14 protein-coding genes are annotated in these 16,549 nt (G+C 68.3%); 4 read left to right on the forward strand and 10 right to left on the reverse strand.

From position 1 onward, the window contains the following. Nucleotides 1–407: 407 nt before the first annotated feature. Nucleotides 408–1,226: a S1/P1 nuclease gene (locus tag ACT6SE_RS16940; RefSeq protein ID WP_014648240.1), complete on the forward strand. Its 819-nt coding sequence runs from the start codon at nt 408–410 to the stop codon at nt 1,224–1,226. An 11-nt stretch (nt 1,227–1,237) separates the two neighbouring features. Beyond that, complete coding sequence (locus tag ACT6SE_RS16945) at nt 1,238–2,038, forward strand: MBL fold metallo-hydrolase (protein WP_014648241.1); 801 nt, start codon at nt 1,238–1,240, stop codon at nt 2,036–2,038. A gap of 53 nt (nt 2,039–2,091) precedes the next feature. Here ACT6SE_RS16945 and ACT6SE_RS16950 read toward each other — a convergent pair whose 3' ends face one another. From ACT6SE_RS16950 to ACT6SE_RS16960, 3 genes are read right to left on the reverse strand one after another with little or no spacing between them, the layout of a single operon-like run. Continuing rightward, entirely contained in the window at nt 2,092–2,655 is a 564-nt protein-coding gene (locus ACT6SE_RS16950; RefSeq protein WP_014648242.1) for a hypothetical protein, read from the reverse strand. Then, a complete protein-coding gene (locus ACT6SE_RS16955) occupies nt 2,652–3,893 on the reverse strand; it encodes a M56 family metallopeptidase (protein ID WP_046432283.1) in 1,242 nt (413 codons plus the stop codon). The genes ACT6SE_RS16950 and ACT6SE_RS16955 overlap by 4 nt, the downstream gene beginning before the upstream one ends. After that, nucleotides 3,886–4,251, reverse strand: coding sequence for a BlaI/MecI/CopY family transcriptional regulator (locus ACT6SE_RS16960; RefSeq protein WP_046432285.1), 366 nt, complete (start codon nt 4,249–4,251; stop codon nt 3,886–3,888). The genes ACT6SE_RS16955 and ACT6SE_RS16960 overlap by 8 nt, the downstream gene beginning before the upstream one ends. Before the next feature lie 118 nt (nt 4,252–4,369). Here ACT6SE_RS16960 and ACT6SE_RS16965 point away from each other — a divergent pair, with 118 nt between their 5' ends. Beyond that, nucleotides 4,370–4,927, forward strand: coding sequence for a flavin reductase family protein (locus ACT6SE_RS16965; RefSeq protein ID WP_014648245.1), 558 nt, complete (start codon nt 4,370–4,372; stop codon nt 4,925–4,927). 33 nt (nt 4,928–4,960) lie between these two features. Beyond that, a complete protein-coding gene (locus tag ACT6SE_RS16970) occupies nt 4,961–6,913 on the forward strand; it encodes an acetyl-CoA hydrolase/transferase C-terminal domain-containing protein (RefSeq protein WP_014648246.1) in 1,953 nt (650 codons plus the stop codon). A gap of 125 nt (nt 6,914–7,038) precedes the next feature. On the opposite strand, the gene tkt is transcribed toward ACT6SE_RS16970, so the two are convergent. The 7 genes from tkt to ACT6SE_RS17005 all read right to left on the reverse strand — a co-directional run bounded on the left by tkt (nt 7,039) and on the right by ACT6SE_RS17005 (nt 16,545). After that, nucleotides 7,039–9,036 (reverse strand): transketolase, encoded by a 1,998-nt coding sequence (gene tkt / locus ACT6SE_RS16975; protein WP_046432287.1) that lies wholly within the window; start codon nt 9,034–9,036, stop codon nt 7,039–7,041. Nucleotides 9,037–9,250: 214 nt separating this feature from the next. Next, nucleotides 9,251–10,570, reverse strand: a complete 1,320-nt coding sequence (locus ACT6SE_RS16980; protein ID WP_014648249.1) for a dicarboxylate/amino acid:cation symporter — start codon at nt 10,568–10,570, stop codon at nt 9,251–9,253. Nucleotides 10,571–10,627: 57 nt separating this feature from the next. Further along, nucleotides 10,628–12,337 (reverse strand): BatD family protein, encoded by a 1,710-nt coding sequence (locus ACT6SE_RS16985; protein WP_046432290.1) that lies wholly within the window; start codon nt 12,335–12,337, stop codon nt 10,628–10,630. After that, complete coding sequence (locus tag ACT6SE_RS16990; protein ID WP_046432292.1) at nt 12,334–14,172, reverse strand: VWA domain-containing protein; 1,839 nt, start codon at nt 14,170–14,172, stop codon at nt 12,334–12,336. The genes ACT6SE_RS16985 and ACT6SE_RS16990 overlap by 4 nt, the downstream gene beginning before the upstream one ends. Further along, nucleotides 14,169–15,173 (reverse strand): vWA domain-containing protein, encoded by a 1,005-nt coding sequence (locus tag ACT6SE_RS16995; RefSeq protein WP_014648252.1) that lies wholly within the window; start codon nt 15,171–15,173, stop codon nt 14,169–14,171. Before ACT6SE_RS16995 ends, ACT6SE_RS16990 begins: the two co-directional genes overlap by 4 nt. Continuing rightward, nucleotides 15,170–15,619, reverse strand: a complete 450-nt coding sequence (locus ACT6SE_RS17000) for a DUF4381 family protein (protein ID WP_014648253.1) — start codon at nt 15,617–15,619, stop codon at nt 15,170–15,172. The genes ACT6SE_RS16995 and ACT6SE_RS17000 overlap by 4 nt, the downstream gene beginning before the upstream one ends. Beyond that, complete coding sequence (locus ACT6SE_RS17005) at nt 15,616–16,545, reverse strand: DUF58 domain-containing protein (protein WP_046432294.1); 930 nt, start codon at nt 16,543–16,545, stop codon at nt 15,616–15,618. The genes ACT6SE_RS17000 and ACT6SE_RS17005 overlap by 4 nt, the downstream gene beginning before the upstream one ends. Nucleotides 16,546–16,549: the final 4 nt, after the last annotated feature.

Here is a 16,549-nt window from a genome sequence, read left to right on the forward strand (position 1 = left end):
ACGCCGTAAACCCATCCCTGGGGGCTCGATGGCGCCATCCATGGCGCCAACGGTCCCGGCTCCGCTCCCCGCCTTGCCCCTTCCCATCACCGCGTGCGTACCAGCTCAAGCAAAGGCAAGAGCAGAACCCGTGCATCCGTGGCGCAGTGATTGCCTGTAATTGCAGGAGGCCGATTTTGATCCTGCATTTGTTTTTGATGTTGCATTTGACGTTTGCATCCGCCTCCGCGGCCATGTTTGGAGGGGAGCGCAGAGGGAGGGGCGGCGGGACCGTTGGCGCCATGGATGGCGCCATCGAGCCTCCAAGGACGGATTTACGGCGTGTCCCGCCGCCCCTCCCTCTACGCTTCCACTTCGGAACAGGAACGCGCCGCTCTTCAATCCACCTACCCCGCTAGAATGGGCGCATGAAAGCCCTGCACTCCCTGTTCCTCGCCGCCGCCCTGGCGCCGGCCCTGCTGTCCGTCTCCGCCCCTGCCCATGCCTGGGGCGCGCAAGGCCACCGCCTTGTCGCCGAAGTCGCCGACGCCCGCCTCACCCCCGCCGCCCGCGCCGAAGTGGACCGCCTGCTGGCCACCGAACCGGACGCCACCCTGGCCAGCATCGCGCCCTGGGCCGACCAGCTGCGCGCCAAGGACCCGGGCCTGGGCCGTCGCTCGGCCGGCTGGCACTACGTCAACATTGCCGAAGACGACTGCCACTACGAAGCACCGAAGCACTGCAGGAACGGCAACTGCATCGTCGAAGCCCTCAAGGCGCAGAGCGCCATTCTGGGGGACCGCAGCCTGACTGACGGCGAGCGCCTGCAGGCGCTGAAGTTCGTCGTGCACCTGGTCGGCGACATCCACCAGCCGATGCACGCCGGCTACGCCCACGACAAGGGCGGCAACGATTTCCAGCTGCAGTTCGGCAACCGCGGTACCAACCTGCACTCGCTGTGGGACAGCGGCATGCTCAACACCCGCAAGCTGGACGATGCCGGCTACCTGCCGGTGCTGCAGAGCCAGCGCGCACCGAAGCTGGCGCGCCAGTCCAACCCGCAGCGCGACCCGCAGGTCTGGGCCGAGGCCAGCTGCCGCATCTCCATGCAACCTGGCGTTTATCCGGCCTCGCGTAAAATCGGTGACGAGTACACCGAGCGCTACCGGCCGCTGGCCGAAGCGCAGCTGCGGCTGGCCGGTGAAAACCTGGCGCAGTTGCTGAACCGCGTGCTCGGCACGCGCTGAGGAGAGCTCCAATGCCGGTCCAGGTGCAGTCGTTCTTCCACCGTGACAGCAACACCTTCAGCTACCTGGTCAGCGACCCGGCCAGCGGCGAGGCGGCGCTGATCGATCCGGTCCTGGACTACGACCCGGACACCGACGCCAGCAGCGAATCACCGCTGCGCGCGGCATTGCAGGCCATCGAACAACAGGGCCTGCAGCTGCGCTGGCTGCTGGAGACGCATGCCCACGCCGACCATGTGTCGGCCGGGCGCCGGCTCAAGCAGCGCTTTCCGCAGGCCACGCTGGCCATCGGTGAAGGCATCCGGGCGGTGCAGGCGACGTTTGCGCCACGCTATGGCCTGCAGCTTCCGGGCGCCGATGAGATCTTCGACCACCTGTTCAGCGACGGCGAGACCTTCACTTTGGGCGAACTGCGCTGCCAGGTGATCGCCGTGCCCGGCCACACCAGCGACAGCATCGCCTACCTGATCGACGATGCGCTGTTCACTGGCGACTCGCTGTTCATGCCCGACGGCGGCACTGCCCGCTGCGACTTTCCCGGCGGTGATGCCGCACAGCTGTACCGCTCGATCCAGCGCCTGCTGGCCCTGCCGGATGCCACCCGCGTGTTCGTCTGCCACGACTACGGCCCGGGCGGCCGCGACTTCGCCAACGAAACCACCATCGGTGAACAGCGCGCGCACAACATCCACGTGCACGACGGCGTGGCCGAGGCGGAGTTCGTCAGCGTGCGCCAGGCCCGCGATGCGACGTTGGAAGAACCGAAGCTGATGCAGCCTGCGGTAAAGGCCAATATCCAGGGCGGGGCCTGACGTACGCCGGGCAGAGCCCGGCGCCATCGGTTTCCATCGCGGACCGCGAGCGTTCATTTTCCCTGCATCCGCACCACGTGCTGGCCCTTCACGATCTCGAACGTGAAGGCGTACTGCAGGGTGACCGCTACCGGCTCGACGCGCTCGGCGCCCCGGCAGTCACCGCGGTCGGCAGGCACCTTGCCCGCCGCGAAGTGGCAGACCGCTGCGGACGAGTACTTCCACATCGCCACGGCTTCCTGGGCAGCCTGCAGCAGGGGCGCATTCTCGCCCGCAGCACCTGCCGCGCACTCCGGACGATCGGTCAATGGCAGGCTTCGCTCCACGGCGCCATTGGCATCAACCACCACCTGCAGGCAGATCGTGGTCGGCGCCAGTTCCGCGCGCGGGTCACGATCGCCAACCTCCGGGTCTGGTGCCGCGTACAGCTGGGGCATCCGGTAGCCTTCGGTCGCACCCAGCGAATACACCTGCGACTGTCCACCGCCGCTGCCCGCCTGCGGCTGCAGGCGCTGGTGGCCGACATTTTCGCTGCGGGTATCCACCGTGGTCAGGCGGTCCTGGCTCGCACACCCCACCAGCAGCGCTGCCGCCATGATCAGCGCAGCGGACTTCATTGGGTGTCCTCGGTGTTGTCCATGGCGAACGTGATCGGAATCTTCACCGCCGCTGCAACCGGCTTACCGTTCTTCATCGCCGGCCGATAGGTCCAGCTGCGTGCCGCAGCGATCGACACCGCATCGAACACGCCCGGATTGGTGGCACTGAGCACGCGGACATCGCTGGGACGCCCCTGCGCATCCACCTCCACGCGCAGGTTCACCACACCTACCTGGCGCTGCTCGAACGCGGATTTCGGATAGGACGGCGGTGGCATCCTGTCGATCTGGATCGGACGGTCCAGCCCAGCCTTGGCCGCACCTTCTTCCGCCGTTGCGTACGGCTCGACACCGATCCCCGGGCTCCCGGCCGCGCCGCCCTGGCTGGCCCATGCCACCGCGCCCATGCCCACACACAACCCGACCACCAGCACCTGCCCGGACACCCACGGCAATGCCTTCCGCTTGGACTGCTTCAACATGGCGATACGCTCCTTCAACACGGGTTGGCTGCGCCAATGGCAGACCGCGGGCGCAACCGGGTGGACCAGCTGCGCCTTCAGCAGCGTGCTGGCGTAGAGGCCGCGCAGCGCCGGCTGCGGAGCCATGGTGCGGGCATCGCAGGCCAGTTCCTGGTCGCGCAGGAAGCGGCCCGCAGCCCACGGCAGAAGCGGGTGGAACCAGAACACCGCGCGCACCAGCAGCAGCGCACCGTTGGCCCAGTGATCGCCATGACGGTGATGGCTGCGCTCGTGCTGCAGGATCAAGCTCTGTTCCTGTGCGGTGAACTGCAGGTCGAAGTCGGGACCAACCACGATGCGTGGGCGCCACAGGCCAACCAGCGCGGGCAAGCCGGGATCGCCGCTGGCCTGCCAGCTGCCATCGGTGCGCGGCGTCAGTGGCCCCATGCTCCGTTCGAAACGATGTTGTGCGTGCAGGTCGCGCAACAGGCGGATGCCCGCACCCAATGCCCACAGCGCGAACAACAGCCCGGCCCATGGCAACGAGGGCCCGCTCAGGGCATCGAGGGCACCGGGCATCACTTTCAGCGGCAGCGTGGGTACCTGCTGCAACACCGCAACCTGTGGCAATGGCAGCGTCAGGGCCACCAGCAGCAGCGGCAGCAGCCACCAGCTGCGGTAGGCCAGCCCAGCGCCCCCCAACCGCACCAGCAGCGGTCGCAGCACCGCCAGCAGGACCACACCCACGGCCAGCCACAAGCTGGCCCGCCACAGTCCTTCGAGCAGCTCAGTCATGGTCCAGCTCCTGGATCAGCTTCTTCAGTTCGGCGATGTCCTGCGCGCTCAGCTGGCCGCGTTCGCTGAAGTGCGCGACCAGCGGCGCCACGCGCCCTTCGAAGACACGGCCGATGAAGTCCTGGCTCTGCGCCTCCACCCACGCCTGTCGCTGCAGCAGCGGCCGGTACAGGTAACGCCGTCCATCGCGCTCGGCAGTGATCGCGCCCTTGGTCAGCAGGCGGTTGAGCAGGGTCTTGATGGTCGGCTCGGCCCAGTCGCGATGGGCCAGCGCGGCCACCACGTCATCGGCACTACGCGGTGCCTGCTGCCACAGCACCTCCATCACGACGGCTTCGGCTTCGCTGATCGGGGCCATGGTTTACATCCGTAATCGACATATTGATTACGCGCGTAATCGAACTGCCTGTCAAGCCCCTCGACTCCGGGTTCATCCCGGCTGCGCCAGCATCGGTTCCTCCCGCCCCTGGCCCCGGATGAAAGCACTGCCGAAGAAGGATTTCCCGGTCGAGCAGGCCCGCCGCTTCCTCGAACCCGGCCCGATCGTGCTGGTCAGCACGGCATGGCGCGGCCAGCGCAACCTGATGACGATGGGCTGGCACATGGTCATGGGCTTCTCGCCTTCACTGGTCGCCACCTACCTGTGGGACGCAAACCACAGCCACGCGTTGGCGCGCGGCAGCGGCGAGTGCGTGATCAACGTGCCCGGGGTGGAGCTGCTCGATACCGTGGTGGACATCGGCAACTGCAGCGGCCGCGAGGTCGACAAGTTCGCCCGTTTCGGGCTCGACGCACTGCCCGCGCGTGAGGTCGGCGCGCCACTGGTCGGCCAATGCCATTCGTGCTTCGAATGCCGCCTGTACGACGACAGCCAGGTGGCAGCGAGCAATCTGTTCATCTGGGAAATCGTGCACGCCCATGTTGCGCCCCGGCCGAAACTGCCGCGCACGGTGCATTACCGCGGCGATGGGCAGTTCATGGTGGCCGGCGCGGAAGTCTCGCGTCGACGGCGGTTCAAGCCCGACATGCTGTAATGCCCGCACTCCCCCGACGCAGGACCGCCGCGCATGACCGAACACCTCACCGACCTGGACGCCGCCGTCGACTGGTTGTTTGCGCGCGTGGACGGGCCGCTGCGGATCGGGGCACCGCTGGCACTGGGCAAGCCGCATCGGCTGCTCAATGCCCTCTACGCGCGCGTCGAGCATGATCCGTCGCGGCCGCTGCAGCTGTATACCGCGCTGTCGCTGAATCCGCCGAAGGCGCGGGGCAACGGCCTGGAAGCCCGCTTCCTGGCACCGTTCGCGCAGCGCCATTTCGGCGACGACTTCCCGCGCCTGGCCTATGCCGATGCGATCGCGCGCGACGCGTTGCCTGCACATGTGCAGGTGGAAGAGTTCTACATGCAGTCCGGCGCCCTGCTCGGGTCGCGCCAGGCGCAGTCCAGCTATACCAGCCTGAACTACACCCACGCCGCCGATGCGGTGGCGCAGCGCGCGCCACAGGTGATCGTGCAGAAAGTGGCGATGCGCCCGAACGACCGCCGGCTTTCCCTGTCGTGCAACAACGACATCACCCAGGACACGCTGGACGCGATGACCGCGCGTGGCCTGCCGCGTCCGCTGCTGATTGCCGAGATCGATCCCCAGTTGCCCTACCTGGGCGGCTCGGCCACGGTCGATGTCTCGTTCTTCGATCTGGTGATCACCCCACCGCCGCCGTACCCGGCGCTGTTCGGGCTGCCGCGGCAGCCGGTCGGCGATGTCGACTACGCCATCGGCCTGTACGCCAGCACGCTGGTGCGCGATGGCGGCACGCTGCAGATCGGCATCGGTACGCTGGCCGACGCGCTCAGCCATGCGCTGGTGCTGCGCCACACCGACAACGCGCGCTACCGCCGCGTGCTGCACGCGCTGGATCCGCAGCTGGCCAGCCACCCGCTGGTGCAGGAGATCGGCGGCGTGGACCCGTTCGAAGTGGGCCTGTACGGCTGCAGCGAGATGCTCAACGAAGGCTTCCGCAGGCTGGTGCAGACCGGGGTGATCAAGCGCAAGGTACACGATGACCTGGCGCTGATGCAGCGCATCGAGAACGGCAGCACGCTGTCGATCGACCACGCCACACTGGCGGCCGAAGGTGAGTACCTGCACGGCGCGTTCTACCTGGGCTCGCCGGAATTCTACGAGTGGCTGCGCACGCTGCCGGAGGACGAGTGCCGTGCGATCGGCATGCGCCGCATCAGCGAGATCAACCAGCTGTACGGCGGCAACGAAACGCTGGAACGCCTGCAGCGCCGCCATGCGCGCTTCTTCAACTCCTGCATGATGGCCACCGCGCTGGGCGCGGCGGTGTCCGACGCGCTGGACGATGGACGCGTGGTATCCGGTGTGGGCGGCCAGTACAACTTCGTGGCGATGGCACATGCCCTGCCGGAAGCCCGCAGCGTGCTGATGTTCCGCGCCGCGCGCGATGACAAGGGCCGACGCGAATCCAACGTGCGCTGGAACTACGGGCACACCACCATTCCGCGCCACCTGCGCGACATCTACCTCAACGAATACGGCATTGCCGACCTGCGCGGACTGACCGACGAGGACTGCGTGCATGCGATGACCGCAATCACCGAGGCCCCGTTCCAGGGCGGCCTGCTGCAGCAGGCGCACGCCTCGCGCAAACTGCTGGCGGTCGCGCAACCGGATCCGCAGCGGCAGCAGCGCAATACGCCGCAGGCGCTGACAGCGGCGCTGGCCCCGTTCCGCGCCGATGGCAGCCTGCCGGACTATCCGCTGGGCAGTGACTTCAACGAGATCGAGCAGGTGCTGGTGAAAGCGCTGGCGTGGCTGAAGGCCAATACGCAGACCCGCGGCGACAAGCTGCGTACCGTCTGGGCAGCACTACGGCAACCGGCCGGCGACGGCGATGCGGTGTACCTGCAACGCATGGGCCTGCAGGCACCGAAGGATTTCGTCGAACGCCTGGACGCGCGCCTGCTGCGGCTGGCACTGGCGCGCACCGCCTGAGAAAAGGGGACGGAGGGGATTAAGTCGTTTGTGCACAAACGACTTAATCCCCTCCGTCCCCTTTTTCCTGCGGCAAAGAAAAGGCCGGCGTGCGCCGGCCTTTCCTCATTACGTCGCGATGCTGCTTACAGCGCCTTGGCGGCTTCCACCACGTGCGCGGTGGTGATGCCGAAGTGCTTGTACAGCTGGTCGGCCGGGGCGGAGGCACCGAAGGTGTCGATACCGATCACGGCACCGTCCAGGCCGACGAACTGGCGCCAGAAGCCGGTGACGCCGGCTTCCACAGCCACGCGCTTGCGCACCGCGTTCGGCAGCACCGATTCACGGTAGGCCGCGTCCTGGCGCAGGAACACGTCGGTGGACGGCATCGAGACCACGCGGGTCTTGAGACCAGCCGCATCCAGCTGGGCCTTGGCTTCGGTGGCCAGCGAGACTTCCGAACCGGTGGCGATCAGGATCACATCCGGGGTACCGGCGGCATCGGCCAGCACGTAACCGCCGCGCTCGATCTGCGCGATCTGCTCGGCGCTGCGCGGCTGGTGCGGCAGGTTCTGGCGGCTGAACACCAGGCAGCTCGGGCCGTCCTGGCGGGTGATCGCGGCCTTCCAGCTCACCGCCGACTCGACCGCATCGCACGGACGCCACACGTCGTTGTTCGGGATGTAGCGCAGCGAGGCCAGGTGCTCCACCGGCTGGTGGGTCGGGCCGTCTTCGCCCAGGCCGATCGAGTCGTGGGTGTAGACGTGGATGGCGTGCGCCGGGATCAGCGCGCTCATGCGCACGCCGTTGCGGGCGTAGTCGCTGAACACCAGGAAGGTGGCGTCGAACGGAATGAAGCCACCGTGCAGGGCCAGGCCGTTGGCAATGGCGGTCATGCCGAACTCGCGCACGCCGTAATACACGTAGTTGGCGTTGGCGTCGTCGCTGGCAACCGACGTGCTGCCCTTCCACAGGGTCAGGTTGGAGTGCGCCAGGTCGGCCGAGCCGCCGACGATTTCCGGCAGCAGCGGGGCATAGGCTTCGATGGCCAGCTGCGACGCCTTGCGCGAGGCGATCGTCGGGCCTTCCGCGGCCACCTGGGCGATGTACGCATCGGCCTTGGCAACGAAGTCGGCCGGCAGTTCGCCATGCGAGCGGCGGGTCAGTTCGGCTGCTTCAGCCGGGTACTGGCTGGCGTACTTGTCGAACAGCTGTTCCCACTCGGCCTGACGCAGGGTGCCGGCGCCATTGGCGCGCCAGCCGTCGTAGATCGCCTGCGGGATCTCGAACGGACCGTATTCCCAGCCCAGCTGCTTGCGGGTGGCTTCCAGCTCGTCCTTGCCCAGCGGTGCGCCGTGGCTGGATTCCTTGCCCGCCTTGTTCGGCGAACCAAACCCGATGGTGGTGCGGCAGCAGATCAGGGTCGGCTTGTCGCTCTGCGACAGCGCGGCCTCGATGCCGGCCTTGATGCTGTCCGGGTCATGGCCATCGACGTCGCGGACCACGTTCCAGCCATAGGCCTCGAAACGCTCCGGGGTGTTGTCGGTGAACCAGCCCTCGACGTTGCCGTCGATGGAGATGTGGTTGTTGTCCCAGAAGCAGACCAGCTTGTGCAGGCCCCAGGTGCCGGCCAGCGAAGCGGCTTCATGCGACACGCCTTCCATCAGGCAGCCATCGCCCATGAACACCCAGGTGCGGTGGTCGACCACTTCCAGCTCCGGACGGTTGAAGCGCTGTGCCAGCAGCTTCTCGGCCAGGGCGAAGCCCACGGCGTTGGCGAAACCCTGGCCCAGCGGGCCGGTGGTGGTCTCCACGCCCGGGGTCTCGTGGCGTTCCGGGTGACCGGCGGTGTGGCTGCCCAGCTGGCGGAACAGCTTCAGCTGCTCGATCGGCAGGTCGTAGCCGCTCAGGTGCAGCAGCGCGTACTGCAGCATCGAACCGTGGCCGTTGGACAGCACGAAACGGTCGCGGTTGAACCAGTGCGGGTTGCTCGGGTTATGGCGGAGGTAGTCGTTCCAGAGGACTTCGGCGATGTCGGCCATGCCCATGGGCATGCCGGGGTGGCCGGACTTTGCGGTTTCAACCGCATCGGCGGCAAGGAAGCGGATGGCGTTGGCCAACTGGCGACGGGTAGGCTGCGTCATGGTTCTGTCGGAATCGGGAGGCGGCCGCGGACGTGCGGGCGGCCTATTGTCCCATAGTCGCCGGGCGGGGGGTCAGTTCACCTTGCCCGGTCGTGCCGGCCGCTGGCCCGCAAGGACGTGATCTCCGCCGGATTCCGCATGTGAAAGGGGCCGGAGCCCTTTCCCTGCGGAAAGGAATCCGACCCCGATCAGGTCGCCAGCAGTGGCGTTGGACTCAGTCCTGCTGCGGACCCAGGGCCGGGCCATCGTGCGACTCGCCCTTGGCCACCAGCGTGGTCAGGGCCAGGTCGCCGGTCACGTTCAGCGCGGTACGGCACATGTCCAGGAAGTGATTCACGCCCAGGATCAGGCCGATGCCCAGCGGATTCACACCGACCATCGCGCAGATCATCGCCACCACCGGCAGCGATCCCGACGGCACGCCGGCGGTACCGATGCCACCGAGGATGCAGACCGCCATCACCATGATCTGCTGGCCGATGCTCAGGTCAACGCCGAAGAACTGGGCCAGGAAGATCACCGTCACGCCCTCGAACAGCGCGGTGCCGTTCTGGTTGGCGGTGGCACCCACGGTCAGCACGAAGCGCGACACGCGCTGCGGCAGGCCCATCTGGTCGGCCACGCGCAGCGCGGTCGGCAGGGTGGCATTGCTGGAGGCGGTGGAGAACGCCATCACCGTTGCTTCCTGGGTATCGCGGAAGAACGACAGCGGCGAGCGGCCGGACAGCCACACCGCGGTACCGTAGGTCACGATCATGTGCAGGCCCAGCGCCAGCACCACCACGCCCACATAGGCACCCAGGCGGATGATCAGCTCGAAGCCGAACAGCGCGGCCAGGTTGAACATGAAGCAGGCCACCGCATAAGGGGCCAGGCGGATGACCAGGTTGATCAGGGTCATCGAGATTTCGAACACGCCTTCGATGGCGCGGCGCAGCGGGGCAACCTTTTCATTGTCGGTCAGCACCATGCCGATGCCGAACATCAGCGCGAAGAACATCAGCGACAGGATCGCGCCGTTGTCCGACGCGGCCTGCAGCACGTTGCTCGGCACGATCGACAGCAGCATGTCCATGCCCTTCGGCGTGCCGTGGATGCCAGCGACGATTTCCTTGCTGCGCTCGGCGTTCTCCGAGAGCATCAGTGCCGCAGTCTGCGGATCGACGCCCGCGCCCGGCTTGAGCAGGTTGACCAGCACCAGGCCGATGCCCACCGCGATGCCGGACAGCAGCACGGTGTAGGCCAGGGTCTTCCAGCCGATGCGGCCGAGGGCGCGGATGTCGCCCATCTCCGACACGCCCATGATCAGCGCCGAGAAGATCAGCGGCACGATCAGCATGAAGATCAGGTTGAGGAACAGGCCCGACGCCGGGGTGGTGACGTAGTCCATTACCCACTTGGCACCAGCCTGCAGACCATCGACGCTGCCGCCCAGGGCGTGCACGATCAGTCCCAGGACCAGGCCGATCGCAAAGCCGATGCCCATCTTCCAATGCAGGGGCAACTTCTTCTTGTCGGCAGCAGCTGCTGTCATACGCGGGTTTCCTCGAAAAATGAATGCACTCTAACAAAGCGCGCAAGCGGCGCCGGTTCAGGTTCGCCGCGGCGGATACAGCGGCGCCAGGTCAGTGTCGGCGGTGCCCGCAGCCGCCGACCAGTGCGGTCCGTCACGGAAGACCTCGCGCAGGCGCGTGCGCAGCGGCGCCAGATCCCCCTGCCCGCCCCACCGCGCCTGCTGCAGGTCCTGCAGCACTTGACGCTGGGCTGCATCCCCAAGCCGCGCGATGACCTGCTCGATGCGTTCCACACCAGCCATCGCACACAGCTGTGCTTCCACCTGGTCGAAGCCCTCGCCATCCAGCGCGCGGCGCAGTTCTGCCAGGCCGGCACGCCCGCCCGCCGCAGTCGGCACAGAGGGCTTGCCCGCTACAGGCGCCACTGCGCGCGGGCGCCGACCTCGCTGCCAGCCCCACAGGAGAGTCAGCAGCCACAGCAACGCCAGGCCGATGGCCGCCGCCATCCACGGCCACGGACGCTCGGACAGGCCGCTGGCACGCGGATCGGTCGCGGCGATGCGGCTGTCCTGGCCATCGGCGCCCGGCAGCGCGGCATCGGTGTCGATCGGCGGCAATGGCGCCGGTGAGGCAGTGCCGGTGCCGGCCGCGACGGCCAGCGTCAGGTCCGGCAGCTTCGCCTCCTGCGCCTTGCCGTTACGCACATCCCACCAGGGCAGGCGCGGCCCCGGCACCACCAGCGAACCCGGCTGGCGCGGCACGATCGAATAGCGGCGGGTGATCTTCAGGCGCGGCGTGCTGCCGTTGAAGGTCTCTTCGTACTGTGCCGGTTCGGCGAACACCTGCGCATTGGTGCCGACATCCGGCACCGGCAGGTCGGTGAACTGCGCGCGCGTCGCGCCTTCGGCAACCGCTTCGACCACCACGTTGGCGGCCTCACCGGTGCGGGCACTGGTCGGCGCACTGGTGTAGCGCAGCTGCAGGCTCTGCAGTGGCAGCCACGGCTGCGGGGCCTGCGCCGGCTGTGCCTGCACCTGCAGCGTGCGGTCTGCGCCGGTGGCATTCATGCGGCCATCGCCACCGCCGAAGAAGTCGTCGAAGAAGCCACCCGCACTGCGCCCACTGAAACGGGCACCGGCCAGGCGCAACGCGCCACTGCGCTCGGGGATCAGCAGGAAACGCCGTTCGACCACGTTGTAGCGGCGCCCGTTGACCTGGCGTACATCGGTGCGGTCGTCGCCCACACGCTGCAACGACGCGCCCGCCGGGGTATCCAGCACCAGCTCGCCGGAGGCCAGCTGCGAGGCGAAGTACAGCCGCACCACCACGCCCACGCTCTGCTGCACATACGGCGTATCGTCATCGACAACGGTTTCGATGAAGGCCATCGCATTGCTGTCGGGCCCCGCCACGGCGGCCGCATCGACCTGCAGCGTCAGCGGTGCGGTGCGCACACTGCCCACCTGCAGGCCCGGTACCACCAGCGCACCACTACGTCGTGGTGTCAGCGCCACGCCATACAGGTTGCGCTGCTGCATGCTGCCATTGCTCCATTCCACCTGGCGGCTGCTGGTCTGCCCGCTCAGGTCGAAGTCGGTGCGCAATGGCGTGAAGTCAGGGGCGCCCTGGTCGCTCTCGATATTGAGCGTGACCGTGTCGCCCATCGCGATGCGGTCGCGGTCCAGCCACGCGCGCGGCTGCGCCCAGGCCAGCAGCGGCAGCCACAACAGCAGCGCCGCCAGTACCTGTCGAGGCCAGTGCCCGTGCATGTTGATCGACCGCGTCATCGCCCTTCCCTCTTCCTGCGTTCGTTTTCCAGCTGGAACTTGGCCCGCAGCAATGCGCCCGGATCATCCGGCACACGCCGCATCCATGCCTCCACCGCCTGTTGCTCCTCGCGCTGGCGCGGCGTGCGGCCCTCACTGCCCGGTACCGGTTTGCCGTCCTTGCCGGCCTCACCCTCGCGTGCCTGCTGCATCGCCTGCTGCATGCGCTGGCGCTGCTGTTCATCGGCCTGCGCCTGCGCCTTGGCATCTTCCACCTGCGGCGGTGCCTGCTGGCCATCGCGGCCACGTTCGCCAGGCTGAGGCTCCGACTGCGCGTTGTTGTCACCCGCCTTGGGCTGGCCCTGCTGGCCCGACGGCGGCTGGCCCTGGCCGGGTTGCTGCTGGCCCTGCTTCGGCTGTCCCTGTGGGTTCTGTTGGCCCTGCGGGCCCTGCGGTTGCTTCTGCTGCCCGTTCTGCGGTGGCTTCTGTTGATCCTGGCCTTGGCCGCCCCCGGATGGCCTGCGCTTGCGTGCGGCATCGACCACGGCGCGGTTGGCCACTGCATCGGCCATGCCCGGATGCAGCGCCAGTGCGCGGTCGTAGGCGGCGATCGCTTCGTCGTAGTTGCCTTCGCGTGCAAGCGTGTTGGCCAGGTTGTACCAACCGGCATCGCTGTCGATGCCTTCGAACTGTCTGCGTGCAGTGGCGAAGTCGCCCTTGCGGTAGGCCTGAACCCCCTCGGCCAGGCGTTGATGCTGCAGCTGGTCGCTGCGCTTCCATAGCGTGCCCTGCGCCGGCTGCGAGACAGGCGTCGCAGGGGCCTGCGCCTGCGCGTCATTCATCCATGGCAGCAGACCCACCGCGAGCACCGCGGCCAGCACCGCGCGACGGCGGAAGGCCAGCAATGCCAGCAGCATCACCGGCGGCAGCAACCAGAAGCCTTCGTCACGCCACTGCTTGCCTTCGCCCGGCCGCTGCGCCGCCGTGCCGTCGCGCGCGTCGAGTACACCGAGCGCACGCAGATCGCCGTCATCGGCAGAGATGCGCGCATAGCGGCCGCCACCGGCAGTGGCGACTGCACGCAGGCTGCCCTCATCCAGCGCGGCCAGGCGGATCTGCCCATTGCCATCGCGGTAGGCCGCACCGGCAGGCGTGCCCAGGCCCAGCACCGACACCTGCAGGCCCAGGCTGCGTGCCTGCGCCGCCGCCAGTGCAGCTTCGCTGTCCGCCTGATCGCTGACCAGCAGGATCTGCCCCTGCAACGCGCCGATCTGCCGCATCAAGCGTGTCGCCCAGTCGATGCCGCGGTCGGCACGCTGGCCATCACGCGGCATCACGTCCGGCGACAGCGCATCCAGATACAACGCAACATTGCTGCCGTCGTCGGTCAGCGGCGCCACGGTGTAGGCATCATCGGCATACACCACCAGCCCCACCTGCCCGCCCTGGCGCGCGCGCAGCAGTTCGCCCACTTTCGCCCGCGCCTGCAGCAGGCGCGACGGCGGAAGATCGGTTGCCGTGATCCGGCTGGACAGGTCCAGCACCACCAGCAGCGGTGCGCTGGCCTGGAACATCGGTTGTGCCTGCTGGCGCCAGCTCGGCCCGGCCATGGCCAGCGATGCCAGTGTCCAGCCCAGCAGCAGCGCCCATGGCAGGCGCACTCGACGCTTCGCGCCCGCGGCCAGCAGGTGGGGCAACAGGTGTGCGTCCACCGCCTGCCGCCACGCATCACTGCGTCGCTGCCGGTACATCGCGAGCGCGAGGATCAGGGGCAACGCCAGCAGCGCCCACAACCACTCCGGTCGCAGGAAGTGCAATGCGCTCCAATCGGGGAGATTCGAAGCAAACGCGATCATCGGCGACGCTCCGGCCACAGCCAGGCCAGCACGCCCAGCAGCAACGCCAGCCCCAACGGCCAGGCATAGCGTTCTTCGCGCGGACGCAGGCTCGGCCCCTTCGCGGCGACCGGCTCCAGGCGATCGAGCTCGGCGTAGATCCCGGCCAGCTGCGCGGTGTCACGCGCGCGGAAGAACTGGCCACCGGTCATGCTGGCGATCTTCTTCAGGGTGGCCTCATCGACCGGATCCTGGTCGGTGGAAATCGGGATACCAAACAGGCGCATGCTGCCATCGCCGCCGAATGCAACCGTGTGGATGCGCACGCCTTCGGCGCGCGCGACTTCCGCGGCGCGCAGCGGCTCCAGCACACCGGCGTTGCTGACACCATCGGTCAACAGGATCAGCACGCGCTGTCCCTCCGGCTGGCTGCGCAGGCGCTTCACCGCCAGGCCGATGGCATCACCGATGGCGGTCTCGCGCCCGGCCAGGCCGACCACGCTGTCGCGCAGCTGATCGCGCACGCTGGCCAGGTCTGCGGTAAGCGGCGTAAGCGTGTAGGCGCGATCACCGAAAATCAGCAGGCCGACGCGGTCGCCGGCACGACGATCCAGGAAGTCGGCCAGCACGGCCTTGGCCGCGGTGAGGCGATCAACCGCCTGGGCTCCCAGCACCATGTCACCCTCGCCCATGCTGCCGGACACGTCCATCGCCAGCATCATCTGCCGGCCCTGCTGCGGCGGCGTGATGGCTTCGCCCAGCTGCTGCGGCCGTGCCAGCGCGATGCACAGCGCGCACCAGCCCAGCCATAGCAGCAGCGTGCGCAGCCACGACACGTCGACGCGGCCCCCACCGGACAGCGCTTCGAGCTCGGCGGCGGCGTAGGGCACACGCAGCGCGGCGCCCGGTTCTGCACGGCGCTTCCACCAGCGCATCAGCAACGGCAACGGCAGCGCGAGCAATGCCAGTGGCCATGCCAGCTGCAGGTCCGGCCATGGCCAATAGGTCGTCCAGAGGTTCATCGGCGGCGCTCCAGCAGCATCGCCAGATAGCGCTCGCGGGCCCAACTGCGCACGGCCGCCACGTCGCTGCTGTCGACGCGTGGGCGATACGCGCCTTCGGCTAGCAGGCTGCGACGCGCATCGGGCAACGTGCCCTGGGGGTCTACACGCTGCCACCAGGCATCATCGCGCAGCGATTCACTGCCCGGCTTTGCACGGCGTGCGGCACGGCGCAGCAATCCGGCAATGGCCGCCAGTTCGGCCGCAGCGTCGGTGGTGGCTGCCAGTTCGCTATCGAACAGCTGCAACCAACGCTGGCGGCGACGGCGACGCCGCCACATCAGCACGGCGATCACCAACAGCACCAGCACCACCGCCGCGCCGACCATCAGGTAACCGGGGGCAGGCGGCCACCATGAAGGTGCCGGTGGCAACTGCACATCGCGCAGCGGCAGCGCGGCGCTCACGCCGGCACCTCGGTCGGTGATGGCGCCAGCCACGCGTCGCTGGGCGCATCGGTGGACAGCACCTGCACATCGACACGGCGTGCGCCGAGCTGGCGCCGCAGTTCCTGCAGCGGTTCGACGAAGTGTGCCTGCCAATGCGCCTGCACTTCACTGCGGCGCAGGTCGAGGCCGATGCGCTGCTGTGCGGTCTGGAACTGCAGCGCCGCCGAGGGGGGATGCAGTTCCAGCGGATCAACCAGCAGCACCAGGCTGAGATCGTGATGCTGGGCCAGCGCGCTCCAGCGCGCGGGCGGAATGCGGATGGCCTGCTGCGGATCGGCCAGCACCAGCATGCGTGCCCCCGGGCGCAGCACGCGACCGGCATGATCCAGTGCACGCGCCAGGCCCAGATCGTCGACCGGCGGCTGTGCATACCAGCGGGTCAGCGCGTCGAGCACGCGCAGCACGCCGCGTGGCCCGCCCGCAGGGGCAATCGGCGCTTCGCGGTCACTGCCGCGCAGCGCACCCACGCGGTCGCCGCGGCGCTGCGCCGACCACGCGGCAACCGCACCGGCACGGGCGGCCTGTACCGATTTGAAGCGCACGCGCGTGCCGAAGTACAGCGCCGGCGACGTATCGGCCACGATCAGGCTGACCCGCTCGCGCTCGGCCTGGAACAATTTGGTATGGGCGCGGCCTGTGCGCGCAGTCACGCGCCAATCGATGTGGCGCGCGTCATCGCCAGCTACATATTCGCGCGACTCGGCGTATTCCATGCCGCGGCCGCGCAGTTGGGACGGTGCCTGGCCCGCGTTGCCGGTGCGGCCACGGCGCGGCGGCGGCGGACGCTGTGCCAGCCGCCGTAGCGCGACCAGTTCGGCCAGCTGCGGGCGCAGCCCGTCACCTTCGAGCGCGGACGGTGCCTGTTCCAGGGATGGATCGGTCATGCGC

This window comes from Stenotrophomonas sp. LC732, from assembly GCF_052446685.1.
GTDB lineage: Bacteria > Pseudomonadota > Gammaproteobacteria > Xanthomonadales > Xanthomonadaceae > Stenotrophomonas > Stenotrophomonas muris.